The organism is Neisseria weixii, from assembly GCF_002327085.1.
In the GTDB taxonomy this organism is placed as follows: domain Bacteria; phylum Pseudomonadota; class Gammaproteobacteria; order Burkholderiales; family Neisseriaceae; genus Neisseria; species Neisseria weixii.
This window is the reverse complement of the sequence record NZ_CP023429.1, coordinates 363,747-386,353: the sequence shown is the minus strand read 5'-3', so window position 1 is coordinate 386,353 and position 22,607 is coordinate 363,747. Positions and strand designations below refer to the sequence as shown.

Here is a 22,607-nt window from a genome sequence, read left to right as displayed (position 1 = left end):
GCCAATTGTTTGGTCGATATCGATATGACGCTGATTGGACACTTCGTTGCAGAACATTTGTTGTTCCAATATGATCTCGGCCTGGGGCACACCTATTGGCGAAAGGCGTCTCTGGCTTGTTTGCTAACATCAAAACCAAAAAATTATGATCTATATAGAGAAACAAAATATTCAAATCAATTTAGGCGCGTTTGGCGAATTTAAAGATATTTTAAAAACACACAAAATCGCTGACGCACAGATTGAGTAACTAGGATTGGTTTATTGGTTTTAGATTTATGTCGAGAAATAATTTAATCAAAATTGTTCTATAAAACAAAAGGCCGTCTGAACATTCAGACGGCCTTTACTCATATCAAACTTAATCATGCTTTGAGTGAATAATCCACTCGCTGATTTCCAGCCACATTACAGCAAACCCGGCTGACCCAACGCAGGGTCGGTCGCGCGGGCGGCTTGTGCCTCGGCAACGGTCATGCCCAAAGCTTTGGCAACGCCTTCGCCGTAAGCAGGGTCACACATAAAGCAGTTGCGGATGTGGCGGTGTTTGATGAAATCCTCCGCATCGCCCATAGCCGCGGCAGTGTTGCTGAACAAGGCTTGTTTTTGAACATCACTCATCAAGTTAAACAGCGCACGTGGCTGGCTGAAATAATCCGCATCATCTTCACGGAAATTCCAGTGGTCGGCATCGCCATTAATTTTCAAAGGCGGTTCGGCAAAATCAGGTTGCTCTTGCCATACACCAAAGCTGTTTGGTTCGTAGTGTTTCAAGCTGCCGTAATTGCCGTCCACGCGGGTCAAACCGTCACGGGCATTGCTGTGTACCGGACAACGCGGTGCGTTCACCGGAATTTGATTACGGTTGACGCCCAAACGGTAGCGTTGTGCATCCGCATAGTTAACCAAACGTGCTTGCAACATTTTGTCTGGAGAAACACCAATGCCCGGAACCAAGTTGCTTGGCGCAAACGCGGATTGTTCTACATCAGCAAAGAAGTTTTCAGGGTTTTTATTCAGCTCAAACTCACCTACTTCAATCAGCGGGTAATCACCTTTCGGCCATACTTTAGTCAAGTCAAACGGATGGTACGGCACTTTTTCCGCTTCGGCTTCCGGCATGATTTGCACATACATTTTCCATTTCGGGAATTCGCCACGTTCAATCGCTTCATACAGGTCGCGTTGATGGCTTTCACGGTCTTGGCCAATTATTTTTTCCGCTTCTTCATCGGTCAGATTTTCAATACCTTGTTGGGTACGGAAGTGGAATTTCACCCAGAAACGCTCGCCGGCTTTGTTCCAGAAGCTGTAAGTATGCGAACCAAAACCATGCATATGACGATACGATTTAGGAATACCGCGATCCGACATCACGATGGTTACTTGGTGGAAAGCTTCCGGCAATAAAGTCCAAAAATCCCAATTGTTGGTGGCAGAACGCATATTGGTGCGCGGGTCACGCTTAACCGCCTTGTTCAAATCTGGAAATTTGCGTGGGTCGCGCAAAAAGAATACCGGCGTATTGTTGCCCACCATATCCCAGTTGCCTTCATCCGTATAGAATTTTAAAGCAAAACCACGAATATCGCGCTCGGCGTCGGCCGCGCCACGCTCACCGGCAACGGTGGTAAAACGGGCAAACATTTCAGTTTTCTTGCCAACTTCGCTAAAAATAGAGGCACGGGTATATCGGGTGATATCATTGGTCACAGTAAAGGTGCCGAATGCACCGCTACCCTTGGCATGCATACGGCGCTCAGGGATGACTTCGCGTACAAAGTCGGCCAATTTTTCATTCAGCCACAAATCCTGTACCAGCAACGGACCGCGCGGCCCTGCGGTCAGACTGTTTTGATTGTCGGCTACCGGCGCACCGTTGCTCATAGTCAAATGGTTTACAGGGCATTTATTCATGGTTTTGCTCCTTGGTATTACGTTATTGAATGGAAATCTTTTAAAGCAGGCTCAGTTTAAGCTGCTTTGATGACTTTTATTATCATGGTCGGAGATGACTGCCGCCCGTTGCTGTTTGTTACGATGATACAGACTATACATGAATAATTTAGCTATTAAAACTATAGGATAGATTATTATTTTCTATTTAAATTTTAATCTTACAACAGCTTTAACCTCTTGATATTCAGCCGGAACTATCGTCTATCATGACCCATACAGTGTGACACAAAGCACAGCCAACAGCAGCATTTTTACGAAAAATTAAATCAAATAAATAGGATAATCATCCAAATAAACTTTTATTCTATTTTAAATACAAATATTTAATCTCATACTGATTATCATACCCCACGTTATGAATGGATTCAGACAACCTATCGGCTCTTAAAATTTAACGCAATAATTACATTTTTACCGGTTGAATGCGATGCCGCCAATAACATACAAAATGCCGTCTGAAATTGTGTTTCAGACGGCATTTGGATACATTAAATCAATTAAGCATCAATATTTTGCGCAATCAAGGCATTGTTTTCGATAAACGCGCGGCGCGGCTCGACTTCATCGCCCATCAAGGTCACGAACACTTCATCCGCCGCAATGGCATCTTCAATGCGCACTTTCAGCAAACGGCGCACGTTCGGATCCATCGTGGTTTCCCACAATTGCTCGGGATTCATCTCGCCCAAGCCTTTGTATCGCTGAATGCTCATGCCTTTTTGCGCGGCACTCATCAAGATATTCAAGGCTTCTTCAAAACTAGTAACCGGTTGCTCATTCTCGCCTTTCAGCAATACTGCTTCTTCACCGACCAAACCATCCAACATTTCCGCAGTTTGCACGATGGTTTGATAAGATTTGCTGCTCAAGAATTTCGGCTCGATGTAGCTGATGGCAACATTGCCGTGCAACTGACGGGTAATCTTGATGAAATGGCTGCCTTCTTGATGGCCTTCAATGCGTTGCAACGCAATTTCCTGATTTTTGAGCAGACCGCCCAACTCAGCAATGGCTTTATCGGTGCTTTCCGCCGTCGATAAATCCACCGGCTTGGCATAGAGCATGGCATTGAGTACCAAGCTGTCAATCACGCGGCTTTCTTGCTCGATCACGGCTTTGGCCAACAAGAATTGCTTGGCGATTTGCGCCAATTCTTCGCCTTCGATGGTGCGGCCGCCTGAAACCAATTTGGCTTTATCTACAGCCAAACCCAACAACCATTGGTCTTTTTCAAATTCGTCTTTCAAATAACGCTCTTGCTTACCGTATTTGGCTTTATACAAAGGCGGCTGAGCAATATAGATATAGCCGCGCTCGACCAATTCCGGCATTTGGCGGTAGAAGAAGGTCAGCAACAGTGTACGGATGTGTGCACCATCGACGTCGGCATCGGTCATGATGATGATGCGGTGGTAACGCAGTTTTTCCGGATTGAATTCTTCCTTGCCGATACCCGCGCCCAACGCAGTAATCAGCGTCGCCACTTCTTGGCTGGCCAGCATTTTTTCAAAACGCGCTTTTTCCACGTTAAGAATTTTACCTTTTAACGGCAAAATCGCTTGGAATTTGCGGTCACGGCCTTGCTTGGCCGAGCCGCCGGCGGAATCCCCTCGACCAGATACAGTTCTGACAAGGCCGGATCTTTTTCCTGACAGTCCGCCAGCTTGCCCGGCAAACCCAAACCGTCCATCACGCCTTTGCGGCGGGTGATTTCACGGGCTTTGCGGGCAGCTTCGCGTGCGCGTGCGGCATCGACGATTTTTCCGGTGATGATTTTGGCTTCGTTCGGGTTTTCTTCCAAGAATTCGGTCAAAGCCTGGTTGATGACTTCGTTCACCACCGGCCCGATTTCACCCGACACCAGCTTGTCTTTGGTTTGCGATGAGAATTTCGGGTCAGGCAGCTTTACCGACAACACGCAGGTCAAGCCTTCGCGCATGTCGTCACCGGCGGTTTCGACTTTGGCTTTTTTTGCCACTTCATTAGCTTCGATATAGGCATTCAAAGTACGCGTCATCACGCCGCGCAAAGCCGCCAAATGGGTGCCGCCGTCGCGTTGCGGAATATTGTTGGTGAAACATTGCACCGATTCTTGGTAGCTGTCATTCCACTGCATGGCGCATTCCACGCTCATGCCGTCTTTTTCGCCGGTGGCATAAAAGATTTTTTCATGCAGCGGCGTTTTTTTGCGGTTCATATATTGCACGAAACCGGCCACACCGCCACTCAAGGCAAAGCTTTCGTGTTTACCGTCGCGCTCATCGGTCAATTCGATGTCCACGCCGTTATTCAGGAACGACAATTCGCGGATGCGTTTGGCCAAAATATCAAAACTGTATTCGACATTGCCGAAGGTCTCTTCACTGGCACGGAAACGCACGATGGTGCCTTTTTTATCCGATGCCCCAATTCGGCCAACGGTTTTTCCGCCGCGCCGTTTACAAATTTCACAAAATGCTCTTTACCGTCGCGGTAGATGATTAAGGTCACCCAATCAGACAAGGCATTGACCACCGACACCCCACGCCGTGCAGGCCGCCGGAGATTTTGTAGCTGTTGTTGTCAAACTTACCGCCCGCGTGCAACACGGTCATGATCACTTCGGCTGCCGAGCGGCCTTCTTTCGGGTGGATGCCGGTCGGCATGCCGCGGCCATTATCGGACACACTGACGGAATTGTCGGCGTGAATGGTGACGGTGATTTTGTCGCAATGACCGGCCAAGGCTTCGTCGATCGCATTGTCGAGCACTTCAAATACCATGTGGTGCAGGCCGCTGCCGTCCTGCGTATCGCCGATGTACATACCCGGGCGTTTGCGCACCGCTTCCAAGCCTTCTAAGACTTGGATACTGTCTGCGCCGTATTCTTCGTGTTTTTGGTCGGTCATAATCTTTATCTTTTTGAAACTAAATAGAAAACAGGCCGTCTGAATACTTTTTCAAGTGCGCTTCGGCATGGCGGAAATCGATACCGGCCAAACCCGTAACGCAACGGCAAATAACATGTCATTATACCTGATTTTGTTGAGTATTTCAGCTTTTATGCATGCAAATATTCCATAAAAAATGCCGTCTGAAAACAATTTCAGACGGCTTTACGGATATATTTTCATCAGATACGCATCGGCATCACAATATATTTGAAATCGGGGTTGTTCGGCATGGTGAACAAGGTCGAGCGGTTGGCATCGCCGAAAGCAAGCTGCATATCATCCGAATGGATGTTGCGCAACACGTCCATCAAATAGCCGATGTTGAAACCCACTTCCAATTCACCGCCTTGATAAGCGATTTCCAATTCCTCACGCGCTTCTTCCTGCTCGTTATTGGAACACACCACGCTCAGCAGCCCCGGTTGCAAGAACAAACGCGCACCACGGAATTTTTCATTGGCCAGAATCGAGGCACGCTCCAATGCACTTAGCAATTCGCTGCGCGATACCAAGAAAATTTTATCGTTGTCTAACGGAATCACACGGTTGAAATCGGGGAATTTACCGTCGATGACTTTGCTCACAATCACGGTATCGTTGCAGCGGAAACGCACTTGGTTATTCAACAATTCCACGCTGATGGCTTCGCCCGGATGATTTAAGAGCTTAAACAGTTCCAACACGGTTTTGCGCGGCAGAATCACTTCGGCTTTCGGCAATTCGGCTTCAATGGTGGTGGCGGAATACGCCAAGCGGTGGCCGTCGGTCGCCACCAAGCGCAATTGGTTGCCTTCTACCTGCATCAGCAAGCCGTTGAGATAATAGCGGATATCTTGCACCGCCATGCTGTATTGCACTTGCGAGAGCATGTTTTTAAAGGTTTCCTGCGTCAGTGAAAAAGCCGCGCTCACGTCTTCGCCCACACTCATCAACGGAAAGTCTTCCGCCGGCAGAGTTTGCAGCGCGAAACGTGATTTGCCTGCTTTCAAGGTCAGGCGGTTATCCGCCCAATCCAGCGACACAATGGCGCTATCCGGCAGCGCGCGCAGAATGTCTTGGAATTTTTTGGCATTGGTGGTGAGGCGGAAATCACCCGCCTGGCTTTCGGGCCCGTGGGTGTTGATTTGGATTTCCAAGTCGGTCGCCAAGATATTGGTTTGGCCGTTGCTGCTTTCGATTAACACATTAGACAGAATCGGCAAGGTATGGCGGCGTTCCACAATACCGGTAACGGCTTGCAGCGGCTTGAGAATGCTGTCGCGGTCGGCTTGCAAAATAAGCATGGGGAAAGTCCTTTGGATTTTGTTTGGATTTTGTTGGTTTTCGGTTTCAGACGGCCTACTATTAATCAGGCCGTCTGAAAAAATGCATTACAGCTATTTCGGTTTCAGCTGAGGTTCAAAGCCTTTATGGGCAGCCTGAACATCAGTTCTGGATCATAATCAGCAGCTTCTCATAATCCTGCGCCAGCTCGGGATCCTCTTCGCGCAGTTTCGCGACCGCCTTCACGCCGTGCATTACAGTGGTGTGATCGCGCCCACCGAAAGCATCGCCGATAGACGGCAGGCTTAAGTTGGTGAGTTCTTTGGTCAGACTCATCGCCACTTGGCGCGGACGGGCAATGTTGCGCGTGCGTTTTTTACCCAGAATGTCGCTGATTTTGATGCGGTAATATTTGGCAGTGGCATCAATAATCAAATCGGCGGTAATCACTTTATGGCGTACAGCAATGATGTCTTGCAACGCGTCGCGCGCCAAATCAATGTCAATCGGCTTGTTCATAAAGCGGCTGCTGGCGCTGACGCGGTTGAACGCGCCTTCCAACTCGCGCACGTTGGAACGGATTAGGTTGGCGATGAAAAACGCCGCTTCTTCGGTCAAGTTTACGCCGGCAGATTCGGCTTTTTTCTGCAAAATCGCCACGCGCATTTCCAATTCGGGCGGTTCGAGCTCCAGCGTCAAACCCCATGAGAAACGCGACTTCAGGCGGTCATCCATGTCTTCGATTTTGGCGGGCAAAACGTCGCAGGTTAAGATTAACTGTTTCTTTTCATTATGAAAATGGTTATACAGATAGAAGAACTCTTCCATCGTTCGGTCTTTGCCTTTTATGAACTGAATATCGTCGATAATCAGCAAATCGTATTGCTTGTATTGCTGCTTGAACACATCATAACTATTCGAGCGCACAGCATTCATAAAGCTGCGGATGTAGTCATCGGAATGCATGTAGCGCACTTTGGCATCGGGCTTGTTTTTCAGCAATTCGTTGCCGATGGCCTGCACCAAGTGGGTTTTACCCAAACCGGTGCTGCCGTATAGGAAAAACGGGTTGTAGCTTTGGCCCGGATTTTCCGCAATTGATTGCGCGGCGGCGGCGGCAATTCGGTTGCCCTTACCTTCCACCAAAGTATCAAACGTGTAATCCGCCGATAAATTAGTTGTCTGATAACGCGCTTCTTCTGCATCACGCTGCACTTCCTGCTTAATTTTGCCGGGCGCGGGTTTGTCTTCTGCTGCTTCTGGCATTGCTTTGTTTTCCGGCAGAGTTTTCAAACGTTCGGCTAAAATATCGGCAGCGGATTTTTTCGGTGTCGGCTTGACAGCCTGTTCAGACAGCATGGCTAAATTCGCTTCAACAGCTTCAGCGCTGACTTCTTGCCGTACCGGAATTTCCGCCACTTCCGCCGCTTGATTCTCTGCTGCAGGCGCATCGTGCTGCGCCGCCATGATGTAACTCTGCCCTACGCCGACTTTAAACACCAGCGGAACCTGTTCCGGCACCAATTGCGCACGAACGGCATCAATCTTGGCAGCAAACTGGTTTTTCAACATATTGACGGCAAACTGGTTTTTGCCATACACCACCCACACCCCACCTTCCTCGCCCACGGTCAACGGTGCAATCCATTGCTGGAATTGTTGCGCGGGTAAGGTCAGATTCAGACTCAAAAGGCACTGCGGCCAAAATTCAGCTAAGGTCATGGAATGGCTCAAATCGTGAAACAGTTGGGGAAAACAAAGGTGCAGAAAACAGCAAAGGCCGTCTGAAAGAAAGGGAACAGCTTGATAATACACTGTTTTCAGACGGCCTGAAATCTATGTAAGCATATACAGATTGAACGATTATACTGAATTTTATCCACAACCGCATCAAATTTTTATCCACAATCGGCTGCTTTATCCTTCTTCATCGCACTAACCGTACATATCCCTAATCCGGCTTTACTTCTAATGAATGTTAAATCCAACACATTCCAGCCTCCCGAATAAACGAAGTCGCCATATTGATTGACAAAAGCTTGAAATTGGGGTGTAATTCACAGTTTAATTCTACCGATTTTTTAGGAAAAGACATGAAACGCACTTATCAACCTTCCGTTACCAAACGCAAACGCACCCACGGTTTCTTGGTTCGCTCTAAAACCCGCGGTGGTCGCGCAGTATTGGCTGCCCGTCGCGCCAAAGGCCGCAAACGCTTGGCTGTTTAATCTTGAATTACGGTTTCGGCAAGCAGTATCGCTTATTAAAAACGGATGATTATTCATCCGTTTTTGCGTTGAGAAACTGCAAAAGCCGCGATTTGCTGCATGTTTCGCAATCCGGTGACAACGGCTTGGGTCATGCGCGCTTAGGTTTGGTGGTCAGCAAGAAAACCGCCAAACGCGCCAACAAACGCAATTACATGAAACGTGTGATCCGCGATTGGTTCCGCCGTCACCGCAGCCAACTGCCGCCGCATGATTATGTGGTGCAGGTCCGGCGCCTGTTTACGCGCGACAATGCGCCCGAAGCCCGCGACCAGCTCGCCCAACTCATGATTCGGAAACGCCGATGAACTCGCCTTTGGCTAAAATGATGCTGCTGCTGATTCGGTTTTACCAATATGCCATCAGCCCGCTCATTCCACCGCGGTGCCGCTTCACGCCGACTTGTTCGCAATATGCTGTGGAAGCGGTGCAGAAACATGGCGCCCTTAAAGGCGGCTGGTTGGCATTTAAACGCATCGCCCGCTGCCACCCTTTCGGCGGCTCCGGCCGCGACCCCGTGCCTTAAGCATCAACATAAAACGGGATTCTCTTTCTTTCACTTTACTTCCCGTTTTACCGCTCATTATATAGATGCCGTCTGAAAATATGGGATTCTCCTCATACCGATCTTCATGAAAATCATCGCTTATCGGCATGATTTCCTTTTATTTCTCAGTGATTTCTATATAATGCCGTCTGAAGCAATATTCAGCACTTTAACTTACCTATCCAGCAATTCCGGGAATTTTTATGGATTTCAAAAGACTTATGGCATTTTTTGCCATCGCCTTGTTGATTTTGATGGGCTGGGAAAAACTGTTCCCATCACCAAAACCGACACCGGCACAACAAGCCGCCCAGCAGCAACAGCAAGCAGCCGTTGCCCAAAATGAAGCCGCGCTTACCGCCGCCACACCGATTACCGTAACCACCGATACCGTGAAAGCTGTAATCGATGAAAAAAGCGGTGATTTGCGACAAATGACTTTGTTGAAATACCAAGCCACCGGTGACGAAAGCAAAAACTTCGTTTTGTTTAACGACAGCAAAGAATACACTTACGTTGCCCAGTCCGAACTGCTGGATGCGCAAGGCAATAATATCTTAAAAGGTGTCAGCTTTACCGCCGCACAAAAAGACTACACGCTCAACGGCGGCAAGGTCGAAGTACGTCTGAGCGCGCCGGAAACCAATGGCCTGAAAGTCGATAAAGTGTACACCTTCACTAAAGACAGTTACGTGGTAAACGTACGCTTTGACGTTACCAACAGCACCGGCCATCCGGTCAATCTGTCGGCCAACTACAATGTCGTGCGCGACAGCAGCGAACCGGAAGGCCAAGGCTACTTCACCCATTCTTATGTCGGCCCAGTGGTATACACCCCTGAAGAGAAGTTCCAAAAGGTCGATTTTTCAGACTTGGATGACGATGCCAAATCCGGCAAAAACGAAGCCGAATACGCCCGTCAAACCAAAACCGGCTGGCTGGGTATGATTGAGCATCACTTCATGGCCACTTGGATTTTGCAACCGAAAGGCGGCCAAACCGTCTGCGCCCAAGGCAACTGTACAATCGACCTGAAACGCCGTAACGACAATCTTTACAGCGCCGGCGTGAGCGTGCCTTTAGCCACAATTCCGGCCAACGGCACCAGCCAAGCCGTGATGAACCTGTATGCCGGCCCGCAAACTACCGATACTTTGGTACAAGTAGCCGACAACCTGCAATTAGCCAAAGACTACGGCAAAGTGCATTGGTTCGCCTCACCGCTATTCTGGCTGCTGAACAAGCTGCACGACGTGATTGGCAACTGGGGGTGGGCGATTGTTGCCTTGACCATCATCGTCAAAGCTGTGCTGTATCCGCTGACCAACGCCTCTTACCGCTCGATGGCGAAAATGCGCGCCGTTGCGCCTAAGCTGCAAGCAATTAAAGACAAATACGGCGACGACCGCATGGCGCAGCAACAAGCCATGATGCAGATGTATAAAGACGAGAAAATCAACCCGCTGGGCGGCTGCCTGCCTATGCTGTTGCAAATTCCCGTGTTCATCGGTTTGTATTGGGCGTTGTTTGCTTCGGTAGAATTGCGCCAAGCACCATGGCTGGGCTGGATTCAAGACCTGAGCCGTCCTGACCCTTGGTTTATCCTGCCGCTGATTATGACCGCGACCATGTTCATCCAAACCTATTTGAACCCGCCGCCAACCGACCCTATGCAGGCCAAAATGATGAAGATCATGCCGTTGATTTTCTCGGTGATGTTCTTCTTCTTCCCTTCCGGTTTGGTGCTGTACTGGGTAGTCAACAACTTGCTGACCATCGCCCAACAATGGTACATCAACAAAAGCATTGAAAAGCAACGCACCCAAGGCGAAGTGATTTCTTAATGTGAAATAAACCAAAGGCCGTCTGAAAACAATTTTTCAGACGGCCTTTTTTGTATAATTCACCCAAAATCAAATGTCGGTTAAAATACCTCTTCCGGAAAATTCACCACGATTTTACGCTTCTTACTGCATTTGACCTGTGTCACATACTGCTCCTCACCGTTTACCAACCGATGCACTGTTACCCCGTAAGCCGTATCATGACGCGGCGACAATCTGTCCCATCGACGAAAACAGCATATATTGGTAATCACCGTTTTGCAGCACCAAATTCGTCCACAAATCACGCCCGATACCGCCCCAACGCGGCGAACGGTCAATTGCTTCCTGCCTATCGTTTTCAAACACCAATTCCGCACGCTTAGGTTTACCAAACTGATAACGGAATTTCCCGTCCTGCTCGGTCACGCGCACTTGCTTGCCCTGCGCATTGGTGCAGAAGAAAATTAAATGATCGGCAGCATGGGCAAATGAAGCAGAGCCCAGCAGCAGAATACACAAATAATTTCTTGTTCTCATATTAAGCATTCCTTATCCTGTTTCTGAAGTCTTAGGCCGAGACCTTTGTAAAATCCCTATTTTGGTACATTTCTTTGTTGTGTGCTGCTCAAAATCTTACCTATCTTCATGATATGTCTTCGCTTTATGTGCTGCTACCACTTTAAGCCACACTCAAATCCAGGGTTTTGCAAAGGTCCCGCCCCGTCTGAAAACATCACAACCAATACAAGCTTTCAGACGGCCTGTCCCGCATGCAACACAAATATCGTTGGCCGCTTTTTCAAATTTGGTAATTCGCCCATTTTTTTCCAATCAGCTACCGTTTTGCTAATGATGGTTTGTGTCGGCAGGGTTAAATCGCAAGCGATACACAGGCGTGTTTCGGCATGCAGGTTATCTAGTATATCGCCGAGTAAGGCATCATTGCGGTATGGAGTTTCGATGAAAAGCTGGGTTTCGTTTTGGCTGCGGCTGCGTTTTTCTAAGGCTTTCAAGGCTTCAATGCGCTCGCTTTTTTCAGACGGCAGATAGCCTTTAAAAGCAAAATTTTGCCCGTTTGCCCCGAAGCCATCAAGGCCAATAATAAGCTCGACGGCCCAATCAGCGGCCGTACCTCAAAGCCGTGTTTATGCGCCAATGCCACCAAGTTCGCGCCCGGATCCGCCACTGCCGGGCAACCGGCTTCGCTGACAACGCCCATACTGCGGCCTTCCTGTAAGGGTTTGAGCAGCTCGGGCAGCGTTTTCAAATCTGTGTGTTCGTTGAGGGTTTGCAGGTTCAGCTCACGGATAGGCGTGGTTACACCTAAATGTTTCAAATGCGCGCGCGCGGTTTTCTCCGCTTCCACGACAAAATCGGTCAGGCCGATAATCTGCGCTTGCTCTTGCGGCAGCAAACACGGTGTATCCGGTGCGCCTAAGGGGTAGGAATCAGGTATAAAACGGGGGACATGATTTACTTTCTATTCAAACAGGCCGCCTGAATTTTTCAGATGGCTTCATCATCTTTTCAGACAGCTTTACAACACTTCCACCCCTTCATTGTTTAAAAAATCAATCAGGCGGAAAATCGGCAGACCGATGAGCGCATTAGGATCGGTGCTGTCGATTTTTGCCAACAAAGCCGCGCCCAAACCTTCGCTTTTGGCCGCACCTGCGCAATACACGGCATCGGGTTCCCGCTCAAGATAACGGCGGATTTGCATCTCGGTTAATTCGCGCATGGTAACGACTGTGTGGTCGACGTGCTGCTGCATACGGCCGGAAACGGTGTTCAAAAGCACGATTGCGCTGTAAAATTCTATGTGCTTACCGCTGAGTGCGGTCAGCATTTGTTGTGCATTCGCCACGTTCATCGGTTTGCCCAATTGACACTGATTGCACCAGGCTACCTGGTCGGCACCGATAATCAGCGCGTTCGGAAATTGCGCCACCAACGAGCGCGCTTTGCCTGCGGCCAACCGTAAGGCGGTGCTTTGCGCGTGCTCCCCTTCGATCGGTGTTTCATCAATATCCGGGGAGGCCGTCTGAAAAACCAAACCCAATCGCACCAACTGCTCACGACGGAATACCGATCTCGACCCTAAAATTAATGGCAATTTTTCACTCATTTTTGCTTAAAAATATTGACGTTAGACTGCCGAAATTATATCATACCCCGTTTATGTTAGACCCTAATTTGATTGACCCAGAAGTTTTCGCCGCCGAAAAGCAGCATCTGCGAGGCAGTTTCCTGCTCAATGAGTTGGACGAACGTGTTTGGTCGCACGAATATCCGGCTGACAAGCAAACCAAAGTTTGGTTTACGCTGCAAGGCGGACGCGACCGCCTGCAGCGACTGTTTCTTGACTTGACGGTAAGCGCCGATATGCCGCTGTTTTGCCAGCGCTGCGTGAAGCCTATGCCGTTCGAACTCAACGAGACCAGCCGTATTGTTTTGTTTGCCGATGACGAGCATTTGGATGATGCCATGCTTTCCGATGAGGAATTAGAAGGCATGCTGATCACCAAATCGCTTGATATTAGAGAACTGGTTGAAGACCAAATCCTGATGGCTTTACCATTTTCACCGCGTCACGAAGACTGTAGCAATGTCTCTCTGGAACACGTCAATCAGGACAAACCCAACCCTTTCGCTGTTTTAAAATGTTTGAAAAACAGTTAATTAGGACACAGTATTATTTATCTAGGAGCTTGAAATGGCCGTTCAACAAAATAAAAAATCCCCTTCTAAACGCGGTATGCACCGTTCACACGATGCATTGACCGCACCTGCCCTGTCTGTTGACAGCAACACCGGCGAAGTACACCGCCCACACCACATTTCACCTAACGGAATGTACCGTGGTCGCAAAGTAGTTAAAGCCAAAGGCGAATAATTTATTCGACTGACTGAAAAAGCCAGAATATTGCCCTGCAATGCTGGCTTTTTTACGTTACATCTCTGATATGGATGGCGGTAACGCTAAAACGCAAACCGCCGTTTATTCGTCACATTTTCTCTATCGGGACGTTAAAATGACTCAGAAAATCTGGTATACATACGATGATATTCATCGCGTGATCAAAGGCTTAGCTGAAAAAATCCAAAATTCCGGCGTTAAATACGATGCCATGATTGCCATCGGCGGCGGCGGCTTTATTCCTGCCCGTATGTTGCGCTGCTTTTTGGAAATCCCGATTTACGCCGTCACCACTGCCTATTACGACAGCGACAACCAAGGCCAAGTGACCGAAGAAGTGAAAAAAGTGCAATGGTTCGACCCTTTGCCGGAAGCCTTAAAAGGCAAAAATGTGTTGGTTGTTGACGAAGTGGACGACAGCCGCGTAACCATGGAATTTTGCCTGACCGAATTGCAGAAAGAAGATTTCAACACCATCGGTGTGGCCGTGTTGCATGAAAAATCAAAACCAAAGTCGGCAAACTACCGGAAAATATCCCTTACTTCAGCGGTATTACCGTAGAAGACTGGTGGATCAACTACCCATGGGATGCGCTAGATATCGACGAGCATAACCAATTGGCCGTACAAAACCGCGGTTGATATTTCGATAAATTGCTGCCAAATACAATTATATCAAACAGCACAATCCTTTCTTAAGAAATGTCGCTTATTCACGACATTTCTGTTTTCAGACAGTCTCACCCCCAATCAAGCCGTCTGAAACACAAAACGGAGAACAACATGATTACATTAGCCGTAGATGCCATGGGCGGTGACGCCGGCTTAACGGTTACCGTACCAGGTGCCATTGCTTTTTTGAAAAAGCAGTCCAATGTGCATTTAATGATGGTCGGCGATGAAGTTGGCCTTCAGCAAGCATTAAAATCTGCCAATGCACCAATGGATCGCATCAGCATCATCCCAGCCAGTCAAGTGGTTGAAATGGATGAAGCGCCACAACTGGCACTGAAAAACAAAAAAGATTCATCCATGCGCGTAGCCATCAATCAAGTAAAAGAAGGCAACGCACAAGCTGCCGTATCTGCCGGCAACACCGGCGCACTGATGGCAACTGCCCGCTTCGTGCTCAAAACCATACCCGGTATTGAGCGCCCTGCCATCGCCAAATTTATGCCTTCCAGCAATACCAACCATTTCACACTGATGCTGGATTTGGGTGCCAACGTAGATTGTAGCGCCGACCAGCTTACCCAATTTGCCGTGATTGGCAGCGAATTGGTGCAGGCCATGTATCCGGAGAAAGGCCAACCGCGCGTCGGTTTACTCAATGTCGGCACAGAAGACATCAAAGGTACGGAAACAGTCAAGCAAACCTTTAAGCTGCTCAAAAACAGTAAATTGAATTTTATCGGCAATATTGAAGGAAACGGTGTATTCAACGATCAAGTAGATGTGGTCGTGGCCGATGGTTTTGTCGGCAACATTATGCTGAAAACCATTGAAGGCGCAGTGAAATTCATGAGCGGCGAAATCAAGCAGGAATTCAGCCGCAATGTGTTTAATAAACTGGCGGCCATTACTGCCCTGCCAGCACTCAAAGGCATGAAAGCCAAGCTCGATCCGCGTAAATTCAACGGCGCGATTTTTTTAGGCTTGCGCGGTGTGGTTATCAAAAGCCACGGCGGTACTGATGAAGTCGGCTTTATGTATGCACTGGAAGAAGCCTATCACGAAGCCAAATTCGCCAGCTTAGCTAAAATCGAACAAGGTGTGGCCGAACAATTAGCCGCCTTGGAAGAAGTACGCGAACAAGAAGCCTTGGACAGCGGCGCTTCCCATATCAGTACACCTTAATCGGCGTAGCATCTTTAAATTCAGACGGAACGAAAGTGTCTTAGCAGAATTTAAAGCATGAATCACCAAAATTCTGTACAAAAGGCCGTCTGAAATCCATGAACTGCCCCCAATTCTTGGACAAGTGAAAAATCTTTCTCAAACAGCCTTTTCAAGCTGGGTTCTGTAAGCCGCAGGACTCAGCTTTTTTAAATTCAAACTAATCCGTTTATGATTATAGTAATGTATGTAATCATCTATCACTCTAGTCAATTCTGCCACCGATAACGTACCTTCTTGATGGAAGCTCTCCGTTTTCAGTGTATCGAAAAAAACGCTCCATCGGCGCATTGTCCCAGCGTGCCTTTGCGCGACATACTTTGCACAATCCCTTTCTCAGCCAGTTTCGTTCGATAAGCACCGTTGCGGTAAAGCACACCTTGGTCGGAATGCAGCAGCGGCGTTTGGCCTTTCAGACGGCCTGAGAAAGGATATGACAGTAAAGCCAATCAAACACTTACTGCAACATAAAAGGCTTTCAGACGGCATTATGCGTAAGGCACCGAGGCCGCCCGTTAACAGAAGAAGATAAAACAAGAAATAAACAATTGTCGAAAACGCGCTATGTGATGGAACAGAGCTTCGGTACGCTGCACCGTAAATTCCGCTATCACCGTGCGGCTTATTTTGGTTTATTGAACGTCACTGCACAAAGTCATTTGAAGGCGATTGGTATCAACCTGCCAAAAGCGGCCAATAGGCTTCGTGTGTCTGCTGTCTGAAAAGGGGAAAGAGGCTCAAAAAGTAGGCAATGATCGAGAACTACAGAATATTTAATATTGGAAAAAAGCTTACTGAGTTACCTAAGTAAGCTTTTTTTGATTATAGCAAGGTTTTGTAAAGGCCTCGGCCTGTTTTTATTCTTCGCTCGGAATCTGATTTAATTTTTTCAACAACTTTTCCGATTTTTCCGGATCATCGTTACGCATCAATTTGGCAATCGGGTATTCCAACTGATTGGTGTCGCTTTTCAAAATAATGTTTTTCACATCCAAAAGATTATTGGTGTTCATGGAAAAACGGCGTAAGCCCATGCCGAGCAGCACGCGGGTGAAGGCTGTGTCGCCGGCCATTTCGCCGCACACGGAGACACTTTTGTCTATGCGGTTGGCGGTACGGATGATGTGCTGAATCATTTTCAACACTGCCGGATGGCTCGGCTGGTAAAGGTGGCTGACGGCCTCGTCGCCGCGGTCGACCGACAACACGTATTGAATCAAGTCATTGGTGCCGATGGAAATAAAATCGACCATTTTCAGAATGCTGCCGACCGTCATCGCCGCAGACGGAATTTCAATCATGCAGCCGATGCTGACTTCACCGAACGCTTCACCGCGTTCGGTCAATTGTTTCTGCGCCGTCTCCAAGTGAATCAGACATTGGCGCACTTCGGATAGCGATGTAACCATCGGCCACATCATGCGCACGGGGCCGTGCTGGGCGGCACGTAAAATCGCGCGCATCTGCGTGCGGAACATCACCGGCTCGGCCAAGCACAAGCGGATGCCGGTTAAACCCAATGCGGGATTCAGGCTGCCGTTGGGCGTGGCGTTTTGGCCGAACCAACGGGGATTTTTGTCCACGCCCAAATCAACGGTGCGGATGGTGAGGTTCTTGCCTTTGAGCTTTTTCACAATCCCGCTATAGACTTCGTATTGCTCGTCTTCAGACGGCATGTTTTCGCGGTTGAGATAGAGAAATTCGCTGCGGAACAAGCCTACACCGTCGGCACCGATATTGTGTAAAGCCTTGATGTCTTCGGCGGACTCGATGTTGGCGAGCAATTCAATGTTGATGCCGTCGGCGGTGGTGGCGGCGGTTTTCTTGAGTTTGTTCAACTCGCGCTTATGGCTGCGGTATTCGCGCTCCAAGCGGCGGTATTCCGCCAGCACCACGTCATCGGGGTTAATCAGCAAAATACCGTTGATGCCGTCAACAATGACGATTTCATTTTCGGTAATCAGCTTGCGGGCGTTGTGCAGACCAATAACCGATGGAATATCCAAGCTGCGGCCTAAAATGGCGGTGTGGCTGGTCGGACCGCCGGCATCGGTAACAAACGCGGTAATGTGTTGTTCTTTAAACAAAACAGTATCGGCCGGCGACAGATCATGCGCAATCAGAATGGTGTCTTCAAACGGGTTATTGGCCAAATTCAATTCGTTGCTCTGACCGACCAAATGATTGTGAATGCGCTGCACCACTTGCAGCATATCCTGCTTGCGTTCGCGCAGGTAGGCATCCTCCATTTCGTCAAATTGGGCGGCAAGTTTGTCGCTTTGCTGTTTCAGTGCCCATTCAGCATTGATGTTTTGCGCGCGCAACAAATCGACCGGCTCGCGTGAAAGCGTCACATCGGTGAGCAGCATCAAATGCAGCGAGATGAACGCGCCCAATTCGGTCGGCGCGTTTTCAGGAATGGCGTTGCGCAGCTGCTCCAATTCTTTACGCGTGGCTTTCACCGCCGCATCAAATCGTGCCACTTCCGCTTCGATGTTTTCCGGATCGATGTCGTACTGCGGCACTTCGGTGCTGCCGCGTGACACCAAGTGCGCATGACCGATGGCTATACCTTTGCCCGCCGCCACGCCGTATAGCATAATACTCATATTATTCGCCTTCGCCGAAGTAATCATTGATCAAATCGGTCAGAGCCTGCATGGCGGCAGCTTCGTCGCTGCCGTCAACTTCAATTTCAATCACGCTGCCTTTGGCGGCTGCCAGCATCATCAAACCCATAATGCTTTTGCCGTTGACACGGCTGCCGTTTTTGCTGACCCAGATTTCGCTTTGAAAGCGTGATGCGGTTTGGGTGAATTTGCTCGACGCACGCGCGTGTAAACCCAATTTGTTGATGATTTCGATTTCTTGCTTGAGCATGGTTTTTCCTGATTTTGCTTTTTATTCATACACTATCAGACGGCCTGTTGGCTCAGGCCGTCTGAAAAAATCCATTCATGGCGGCGAGTCTGACTCAGTTTCAGATGTCCTCTGCCGCTTTTTTACACATCAAATCGTCCGGTGCCGCCGTGATGGCAAAAATGCCGCGAATCGCCGCTTCTTTCACTGTTTCGGTAAACGCAGTCAGGTCGGTGGCAGCCGGTGCGTATTGCACGGCTTTAATTATCATCGGCGCATTCAGGCCGGTGAGGATCGCGGATTTGCCTTCTCGTACCATGCGGCGGGCGGCGTTACACGGGGTCGCGCCAAAAATATCGGTCATAATCAATACGCCGTGACAATCTTCCGAAAACTCCTGAATCATGGAAATCGCGCGGTTAATCAGGTCGTCTTGGTCTTCGTTCGGCTGCGCGCCCAAAATATGGACGTTTTCAGGACTGCCTTGCGGAAAAAAATGATGTGTCAAACCACGGTAGGCTTCACCTATGGTTTCGTGAGTAATGATAAGCAAGCCAATCATTTGCGTTCCTGAAATGAAATAAGGTTTTTATGGTGTTGAGATGGTTGCAGATGCCTGAATAAACAAGGCCGTCTGAATGTTTCTTGGCGTAGCTTTACTTTATTGTTCAGACGGCCTGCTGATTAATCCTGCTTCAAAGCGTAAATTTCGCCCAAATTGCGCCAGCAGCCGGCCGCGTCCATGCCGTAGCCGAAAACATAGCGGTTGGGCACATCCAAGCCGACGTAATCACCTTTGGTTGGCTTTTCTTTGTCGATTAATTTATTGGCAAACACCGCCGCACGACAGCTTGCCGCCCCCATTTCCAACAGCTTTTCCTGAATCGCATGCATGGTGTGGCCTTCATCGAGAATGTCGTCCAACACCACCACATGACGGCCGCGGATTTGCTCGGCATCGGGCATGCGTTTCCAATTGAAATTACCGCCCTGCAATTTGTCGCCGTAGCGCGAAACATGCACATAATCAAAGTCCAGCGGAAAGCGCAGTAACGGCAATAATTGGCCGGTAAACACCACCGCCCCACCCATCACAGGCAGCAACAGCGGATATTTATCGCCCAAATCGCGGGTTATGCCGCCGGCCACTTTCTGCAGCGCAGCTTGGCATTCTTCTTGGCTGAACAACAATTCAGCGTTGTCGAGCATGGTTTGAGTTTGATGGCGTTTGGTTTCGAGATCCATTTGTCTGTACCGCGCAAAATCTAAAATTTAATTATAACAGCAGGCTTAAAACGGCGGCTAAAATATCGCAATGCGCGATCACCATCTAGGCTGAGATCTTCGCAAAACTTCAGACTTGAGTACGGTTTGAAGTTAGATCAGCGCAGAAAGCGAAGACCTATCATGAAGACAGGCAAGTTTTCGAGCAGCGCATAACGAAGAAATGTGCCAAAGATGAAGATTTGGCAAAGGCCTCTGTCTGCCGAAAACTTTTGGTCAAACCTTTGCGCTATAATATGCCCCCTTTCCTTTTTCAGACGGCCTATCCGCCATGACGCAGCATTCCGACCCGTTCCAACATTTCGAAAACCTTGAATCTCCCGCCACGCAAGATTTCGCCGCCAAAGCGCACAATGAAACCCAAGCACGTTTTATGGAAAACGATACTTCACGCACGCTTTCAGACGGCATTTTGGCGCAAATGCAGGACACGCGCCAAATCCCGTTTTGCCAAGAGCACCGTGCGCGCATGTACCATTTCCATCAAGACGCGGAATACCCAAAAGGCGTGTACCGTGTTTGTACCGCTGCGACGTATCGATCAGGTTATCCGGAATGGGAAATCTTGTTTTCAGTGGCCGATTTCGATGAGATTTTGGGCGATGACGTTTACCTCGGCGGCATCTCGCATTTGGTCGAAAAACCGAATCTGGCCTTGCTGACCTTGAGTCGCGCCGGTGGAGATGCAGCCTATACCTTGGAAATGGATTTGGCTGCCGGTACGCTGGTAAACGGCGGTTTTCACTTTCCGGCCGGTAAAAACCACATTTCATGGCGCGATGAAAACAGCGTATGGGTTTGCCCTGCATGGGACGACCGCCAACTCACACAAGCAGGCTATCCGCGCGAAGTGTGGCTGGTCGAGCGCGGGCAAAGTTTTGAAGAAAGCACGCCGGTTTTCCAAATCGACCGCGACGGCATGATGGTCAATGCTTGGCGTTATCTCGACCCGCAAGGTTCGCCGATTGATTTAATCGAAGCCTCGCAAGGGTTTTACACCAAAACCTATTGGCAGGTTTCCGCACAAGGTGAAGCCAAGCCTTTGAATTTGCCGGAAGATTGTGATGTGGTCGGATATTTGTCCGGCCATTTGATGCTGACCCTGCGTAAAGACTGGCTCCGTGCCAACCAAAGCTACCCGAGCGGCAGCCTGTTGGCAGTAAAGCTGCACAAAGGCGAACTCGGCGCGGCGCAATTGCTGTTCGCACCCAATGAGACGCAAGCCTTGGAAAGCGTGGAAACAACCAAGCGTTTTGTGGTGGCCAGTACGTTGGAAAACGTGCAAGGCCGTCTGAAAGCATGGCGTTTTGCCGATGGTGCGTGGCAGGAAATCGAATTGCCCCGCCTGCCGATGGGCACATTGGAAATGACTGACCAGCCGTGGGGCGGCGATGTGGTGTATTTGGCTGCCAGCGATTTCACCACGCCGCTGACGCTGTATGCCTTGGATTTGAACGTAATGGAACTCACCGTCATGCGTCGCCAGCCGCAGCAGTTTGCCGCCGCCGGCATTCAAGTACAGCAGTTTTGGACAAGCTCTGCAGACGGCACACAGATTCCTTATTATCATGTCAGTAAAAATGTTTCAGACGGCCTCTCATCGCAGACACCGACCTTAGTGTATGTGTACGGCGGCTTCGGTGTGCCCGAATTGCCGCATTATTTGGGCAGCATCGGTAAATATTGGCTGGAACAAGGCCATGCGTTTGTATTGGCCAACGTGCGCGGCGGCGGCGAATTCGGTCCTCATTGGCACCAAGCGGCGCAAGGTTTGCACAAACACAAAAGCACTGACGATTTACTCGCCATCGTTGACGATTTGAGCCGCCGCGGTTTGAGTTCGCCCCCACACATCGCCCTGCAAGGGGGCAGCAATGGCGGCTTGGTAGTGGCATCTGCCTTTGTACGCCAGCCGCAAAGCTTCGGCGCGATGGTGTGCGAAATGCCGCTGACCGATATGTTGCGCTATCCTTTATTATCGGCCGGTTCAAGCTGGACAGACGAATACGGCAATACGCAAAAATACGACATCTGCCGCGGTTACTGGCAGCAGCACTCGCCCTACCACAATCTTTCAGACGGCCGCCACTATCCGCCGGCCTTAATCACCACCAGCTTGAGTGACGACCGCGTCCATCCCGCCCACGCGTTGAAGTTTTATGCCAAATTGCGTCAAAAAAGCCCGCAATCATGGCTGTATTGCCCCGACAACGGCGGCCACACGGGTAACAGCACACAACAGGATTCCGCTGATGAATTGGCCTGTATTCTGGCGTTTTTAAACTGTTTTTTAGTGAAAAAAGCCGTCTGAACGGCAAAATTCCCGTTCAGACGGCCTGCAAACGGTATGCCGAAGCAAAATGGTTCTGATTAACCCTTTGATAACAAACAAAAACAAAATGCTGCTTGTAGGATAAAAACAGCCTATGATAATATGCAGCGTAACGAAAGCATTCCCTGAGAATGCAGAAAGCGCATTTTTAGATGGAAAACTCTAAACGAATTCGGTACAATACATCCGATTTATTTTTTCAAACCCGCCGCAAGGCATATAAGGAACGACTGACATGTCAAATATCGAACAACAAGTTAAAAAAATTGTTGCTGAACAACTGGGCGTGAATGAAGCCGAAGTGAAAAACGAATCATCTTTCCAAGACGATTTGGGCGCAGACTCATTGGACACCGTTGAACTGGTAATGGCTTTAGAAGAAGCTTTCGGTTGCGAAATCCCTGACGAAGAAGCCGAAAAAATCACCACCGTACAATTGGCTATCGACTACATCACTGCCCACAACGGCTAATCCGTAGTCTCACCAACACGCCGGCCTCTGCTGCGATTCCGCATACAGG

The 22,607-nt window shown here is 49.1% G+C and carries 20 protein-coding genes and 4 pseudogenes; 11 read left to right on the top strand and 13 right to left on the bottom strand.

All coding sequences use genetic code 11. The annotated features are described in order from the left end of the window. Positions 1-408: 408 nt before the first annotated feature. The 4 genes and pseudogenes from CGZ65_RS02025 to dnaA all read right to left on the bottom strand — a co-directional run bounded on the left by CGZ65_RS02025 (position 409) and on the right by dnaA (position 7,877). Positions 409-1,917 carry a catalase gene (locus CGZ65_RS02025; RefSeq protein WP_096294619.1) on the bottom strand — a complete coding sequence of 503 codons (1,509 nt, stop codon included), beginning with the start codon at positions 1,915-1,917 and terminating at the stop codon, positions 409-411. A 539-nt stretch (positions 1,918-2,456) separates the two neighbouring features. Then, a pseudogene (gene gyrB / locus CGZ65_RS02020) lies at positions 2,457-4,847 on the bottom strand (DNA topoisomerase (ATP-hydrolyzing) subunit B). Between the two features lie 224 nt (positions 4,848-5,071). Next, positions 5,072-6,175 (bottom strand): DNA polymerase III subunit beta, encoded by a 1,104-nt coding sequence (dnaN, locus tag CGZ65_RS02015; protein WP_096294618.1) that lies wholly within the window; start codon positions 6,173-6,175, stop codon positions 5,072-5,074. A gap of 142 nt (positions 6,176-6,317) precedes the next feature. Further along, on the bottom strand, positions 6,318-7,877 hold the full coding sequence (gene dnaA, locus CGZ65_RS02010; RefSeq protein WP_096294617.1) for a chromosomal replication initiator protein DnaA: 1,560 nt from the start codon (positions 7,875-7,877) through the stop codon (positions 6,318-6,320). 371 nt (positions 7,878-8,248) lie between these two features. Between dnaA and rpmH the strand changes: the two genes are divergently transcribed. From rpmH to yidC, 4 genes are all read left to right on the top strand, one after another. Continuing rightward, on the top strand, positions 8,249-8,383 hold the full coding sequence (gene rpmH, locus CGZ65_RS02005; protein WP_002214728.1) for a 50S ribosomal protein L34: 135 nt from the start codon (positions 8,249-8,251) through the stop codon (positions 8,381-8,383). Between the two features lie 2 nt (positions 8,384-8,385). Continuing rightward, on the top strand, positions 8,386-8,730 hold the full coding sequence (gene rnpA, locus CGZ65_RS02000) for a ribonuclease P protein component (RefSeq protein WP_096294616.1): 345 nt from the start codon (positions 8,386-8,388) through the stop codon (positions 8,728-8,730). Beyond that, a complete protein-coding gene (yidD, locus tag CGZ65_RS01995; RefSeq protein ID WP_096294615.1) occupies positions 8,727-8,948 on the top strand; it encodes a membrane protein insertion efficiency factor YidD in 222 nt (73 codons plus the stop codon). Before rnpA ends, yidD begins: the two co-directional genes overlap by 4 nt. A 224-nt stretch (positions 8,949-9,172) precedes the next feature. Continuing rightward, a complete protein-coding gene (gene yidC / locus CGZ65_RS01990) occupies positions 9,173-10,813 on the top strand; it encodes a membrane protein insertase YidC (protein ID WP_096294614.1) in 1,641 nt (546 codons plus the stop codon). A gap of 198 nt (positions 10,814-11,011) precedes the next feature. Here yidC and CGZ65_RS01985 read toward each other — a convergent pair whose 3' ends face one another. From CGZ65_RS01985 to CGZ65_RS01975, 3 genes and pseudogenes are all read right to left on the bottom strand, one after another. Then, positions 11,012-11,332: a hypothetical protein gene (locus tag CGZ65_RS01985; protein WP_123804283.1), complete on the bottom strand. Its 321-nt coding sequence runs from the start codon at positions 11,330-11,332 to the stop codon at positions 11,012-11,014. A 215-nt stretch (positions 11,333-11,547) separates the two neighbouring features. Continuing rightward, positions 11,548-12,265: pseudogene (locus CGZ65_RS01980) on the bottom strand (SAM-dependent methyltransferase). Between the two features lie 67 nt (positions 12,266-12,332). Beyond that, the gene (locus CGZ65_RS01975) at positions 12,333-12,923 is read right to left on the bottom strand and encodes a Maf family protein (RefSeq protein ID WP_096294612.1); all 591 of its coding nucleotides are present in this window, start codon (positions 12,921-12,923) and stop codon (positions 12,333-12,335) included. 53 nt (positions 12,924-12,976) lie between these two features. On the opposite strand from CGZ65_RS01975, the gene CGZ65_RS01970 reads away from it, so the two are divergent. The 4 genes and pseudogenes from CGZ65_RS01970 to plsX all read left to right on the top strand — a co-directional run bounded on the left by CGZ65_RS01970 (position 12,977) and on the right by plsX (position 15,572). Beyond that, a complete protein-coding gene (locus CGZ65_RS01970; RefSeq protein WP_096296063.1) occupies positions 12,977-13,477 on the top strand; it encodes a YceD family protein in 501 nt (166 codons plus the stop codon). Between the two features lie 34 nt (positions 13,478-13,511). After that, the gene (gene rpmF / locus CGZ65_RS01965) at positions 13,512-13,691 is read left to right on the top strand and encodes a 50S ribosomal protein L32 (protein WP_095503301.1); all 180 of its coding nucleotides are present in this window, start codon (positions 13,512-13,514) and stop codon (positions 13,689-13,691) included. A 139-nt stretch (positions 13,692-13,830) separates the two neighbouring features. Continuing rightward, a pseudogene (locus CGZ65_RS01960) lies at positions 13,831-14,357 on the top strand (phosphoribosyltransferase). A gap of 141 nt (positions 14,358-14,498) precedes the next feature. Continuing rightward, complete coding sequence (gene plsX / locus CGZ65_RS01955) at positions 14,499-15,572, top strand: phosphate acyltransferase PlsX (RefSeq protein ID WP_096294611.1); 1,074 nt, start codon at positions 14,499-14,501, stop codon at positions 15,570-15,572. 138 nt (positions 15,573-15,710) lie between these two features. Here plsX and CGZ65_RS15030 read toward each other — a convergent pair whose 3' ends face one another. Beyond that, on the bottom strand, positions 15,711-15,902 hold the full coding sequence (locus CGZ65_RS15030; protein ID WP_096294610.1) for an IS3 family transposase: 192 nt from the start codon (positions 15,900-15,902) through the stop codon (positions 15,711-15,713). Next, entirely contained in the window at positions 15,869-16,060 is a 192-nt protein-coding gene (locus tag CGZ65_RS12645; RefSeq protein ID WP_123804288.1) for a hypothetical protein, read from the bottom strand. Before CGZ65_RS12645 ends, CGZ65_RS15030 begins: the two co-directional genes overlap by 34 nt. Here CGZ65_RS12645 and CGZ65_RS01945 point away from each other — a divergent pair. Further along, a pseudogene (locus tag CGZ65_RS01945) lies at positions 16,035-16,333 on the top strand (transposase); the annotation flags it as partial. The gene CGZ65_RS12645 and the pseudogene CGZ65_RS01945 sit on opposite strands and share 26 nt — an antisense overlap. Positions 16,334-16,468: 135 nt before the next feature. Here the strand turns inward: CGZ65_RS01945 and ptsP are convergent. The 4 genes from ptsP to CGZ65_RS01925 form a co-directional block, all read right to left on the bottom strand. After that, complete coding sequence (gene ptsP / locus CGZ65_RS01940) at positions 16,469-18,220, bottom strand: phosphoenolpyruvate--protein phosphotransferase (RefSeq protein WP_096294609.1); 1,752 nt, start codon at positions 18,218-18,220, stop codon at positions 16,469-16,471. Between the two features lies 1 nt (position 18,221). Further along, positions 18,222-18,491, bottom strand: a complete 270-nt coding sequence (locus CGZ65_RS01935; protein WP_096294608.1) for an HPr family phosphocarrier protein — start codon at positions 18,489-18,491, stop codon at positions 18,222-18,224. A gap of 100 nt (positions 18,492-18,591) precedes the next feature. Next, the gene (locus CGZ65_RS01930; RefSeq protein ID WP_096294607.1) at positions 18,592-19,032 is read right to left on the bottom strand and encodes a PTS sugar transporter subunit IIA; all 441 of its coding nucleotides are present in this window, start codon (positions 19,030-19,032) and stop codon (positions 18,592-18,594) included. A 122-nt stretch (positions 19,033-19,154) separates the two neighbouring features. Continuing rightward, positions 19,155-19,715, bottom strand: coding sequence for a hypoxanthine-guanine phosphoribosyltransferase (locus CGZ65_RS01925; protein ID WP_096294606.1), 561 nt, complete (start codon positions 19,713-19,715; stop codon positions 19,155-19,157). A 310-nt stretch (positions 19,716-20,025) separates the two neighbouring features. On the opposite strand from CGZ65_RS01925, the gene CGZ65_RS01920 reads away from it, so the two are divergent. Both CGZ65_RS01920 and acpP read left to right on the top strand, forming a co-directional pair. Continuing rightward, complete coding sequence (locus CGZ65_RS01920) at positions 20,026-22,065, top strand: prolyl oligopeptidase family serine peptidase (protein ID WP_096294605.1); 2,040 nt, start codon at positions 20,026-20,028, stop codon at positions 22,063-22,065. A gap of 256 nt (positions 22,066-22,321) precedes the next feature. Then, complete coding sequence (gene acpP, locus CGZ65_RS01915) at positions 22,322-22,558, top strand: acyl carrier protein (RefSeq protein ID WP_047759914.1); 237 nt, start codon at positions 22,322-22,324, stop codon at positions 22,556-22,558. The last annotated feature ends 49 nt before the right edge of the window (positions 22,559-22,607 follow it).

Excerpts from the sequence above, each read along its gene's own strand:
- CGZ65_RS02025 (WP_096294619.1), bottom strand. The coding sequence starts at position 1,917 with ATGAATAAATGCCCTGTAAACCATTTGACTATGAGCAACGGTGCGCCG.
- dnaN (WP_096294618.1), bottom strand. The coding sequence starts at position 6,175 with ATGCTTATTTTGCAAGCCGACCGCGACAGCATTCTCAAGCCGCTGCAA.
- dnaA (WP_096294617.1), bottom strand. The coding sequence starts at position 7,877 with ATGACCTTAGCTGAATTTTGGCCGCAGTGCCTTTTGAGTCTGAATCTG.
- rpmH (WP_002214728.1), top strand. The coding sequence starts at position 8,249 with ATGAAACGCACTTATCAACCTTCCGTTACCAAACGCAAACGCACCCAC.
- yidD (WP_096294615.1), top strand. The coding sequence starts at position 8,727 with ATGAACTCGCCTTTGGCTAAAATGATGCTGCTGCTGATTCGGTTTTAC.
- yidC (WP_096294614.1), top strand. The coding sequence starts at position 9,173 with ATGGATTTCAAAAGACTTATGGCATTTTTTGCCATCGCCTTGTTGATT.
- CGZ65_RS01985 (WP_123804283.1), bottom strand. The coding sequence starts at position 11,332 with ATGAGAACAAGAAATTATTTGTGTATTCTGCTGCTGGGCTCTGCTTCA.
- CGZ65_RS01975 (WP_096294612.1), bottom strand. The coding sequence starts at position 12,923 with ATGAGTGAAAAATTGCCATTAATTTTAGGGTCGAGATCGGTATTCCGT.
- CGZ65_RS01970 (WP_096296063.1), top strand. The coding sequence starts at position 12,977 with ATGTTAGACCCTAATTTGATTGACCCAGAAGTTTTCGCCGCCGAAAAG.
- rpmF (WP_095503301.1), top strand. The coding sequence starts at position 13,512 with ATGGCCGTTCAACAAAATAAAAAATCCCCTTCTAAACGCGGTATGCAC.
- plsX (WP_096294611.1), top strand. The coding sequence starts at position 14,499 with ATGATTACATTAGCCGTAGATGCCATGGGCGGTGACGCCGGCTTAACG.
- CGZ65_RS15030 (WP_096294610.1), bottom strand. The coding sequence starts at position 15,902 with ATGCGCCGATGGAGCGTTTTTTTCGATACACTGAAAACGGAGAGCTTC.
- ptsP (WP_096294609.1), bottom strand. The coding sequence starts at position 18,220 with ATGAGTATTATGCTATACGGCGTGGCGGCGGGCAAAGGTATAGCCATC.
- CGZ65_RS01935 (WP_096294608.1), bottom strand. The coding sequence starts at position 18,491 with ATGCTCAAGCAAGAAATCGAAATCATCAACAAATTGGGTTTACACGCG.
- CGZ65_RS01930 (WP_096294607.1), bottom strand. The coding sequence starts at position 19,032 with ATGATTGGCTTGCTTATCATTACTCACGAAACCATAGGTGAAGCCTAC.
- CGZ65_RS01925 (WP_096294606.1), bottom strand. The coding sequence starts at position 19,715 with ATGGATCTCGAAACCAAACGCCATCAAACTCAAACCATGCTCGACAAC.
- CGZ65_RS01920 (WP_096294605.1), top strand. The coding sequence starts at position 20,026 with ATGACGCAGCATTCCGACCCGTTCCAACATTTCGAAAACCTTGAATCT.
- acpP (WP_047759914.1), top strand. The coding sequence starts at position 22,322 with ATGTCAAATATCGAACAACAAGTTAAAAAAATTGTTGCTGAACAACTG.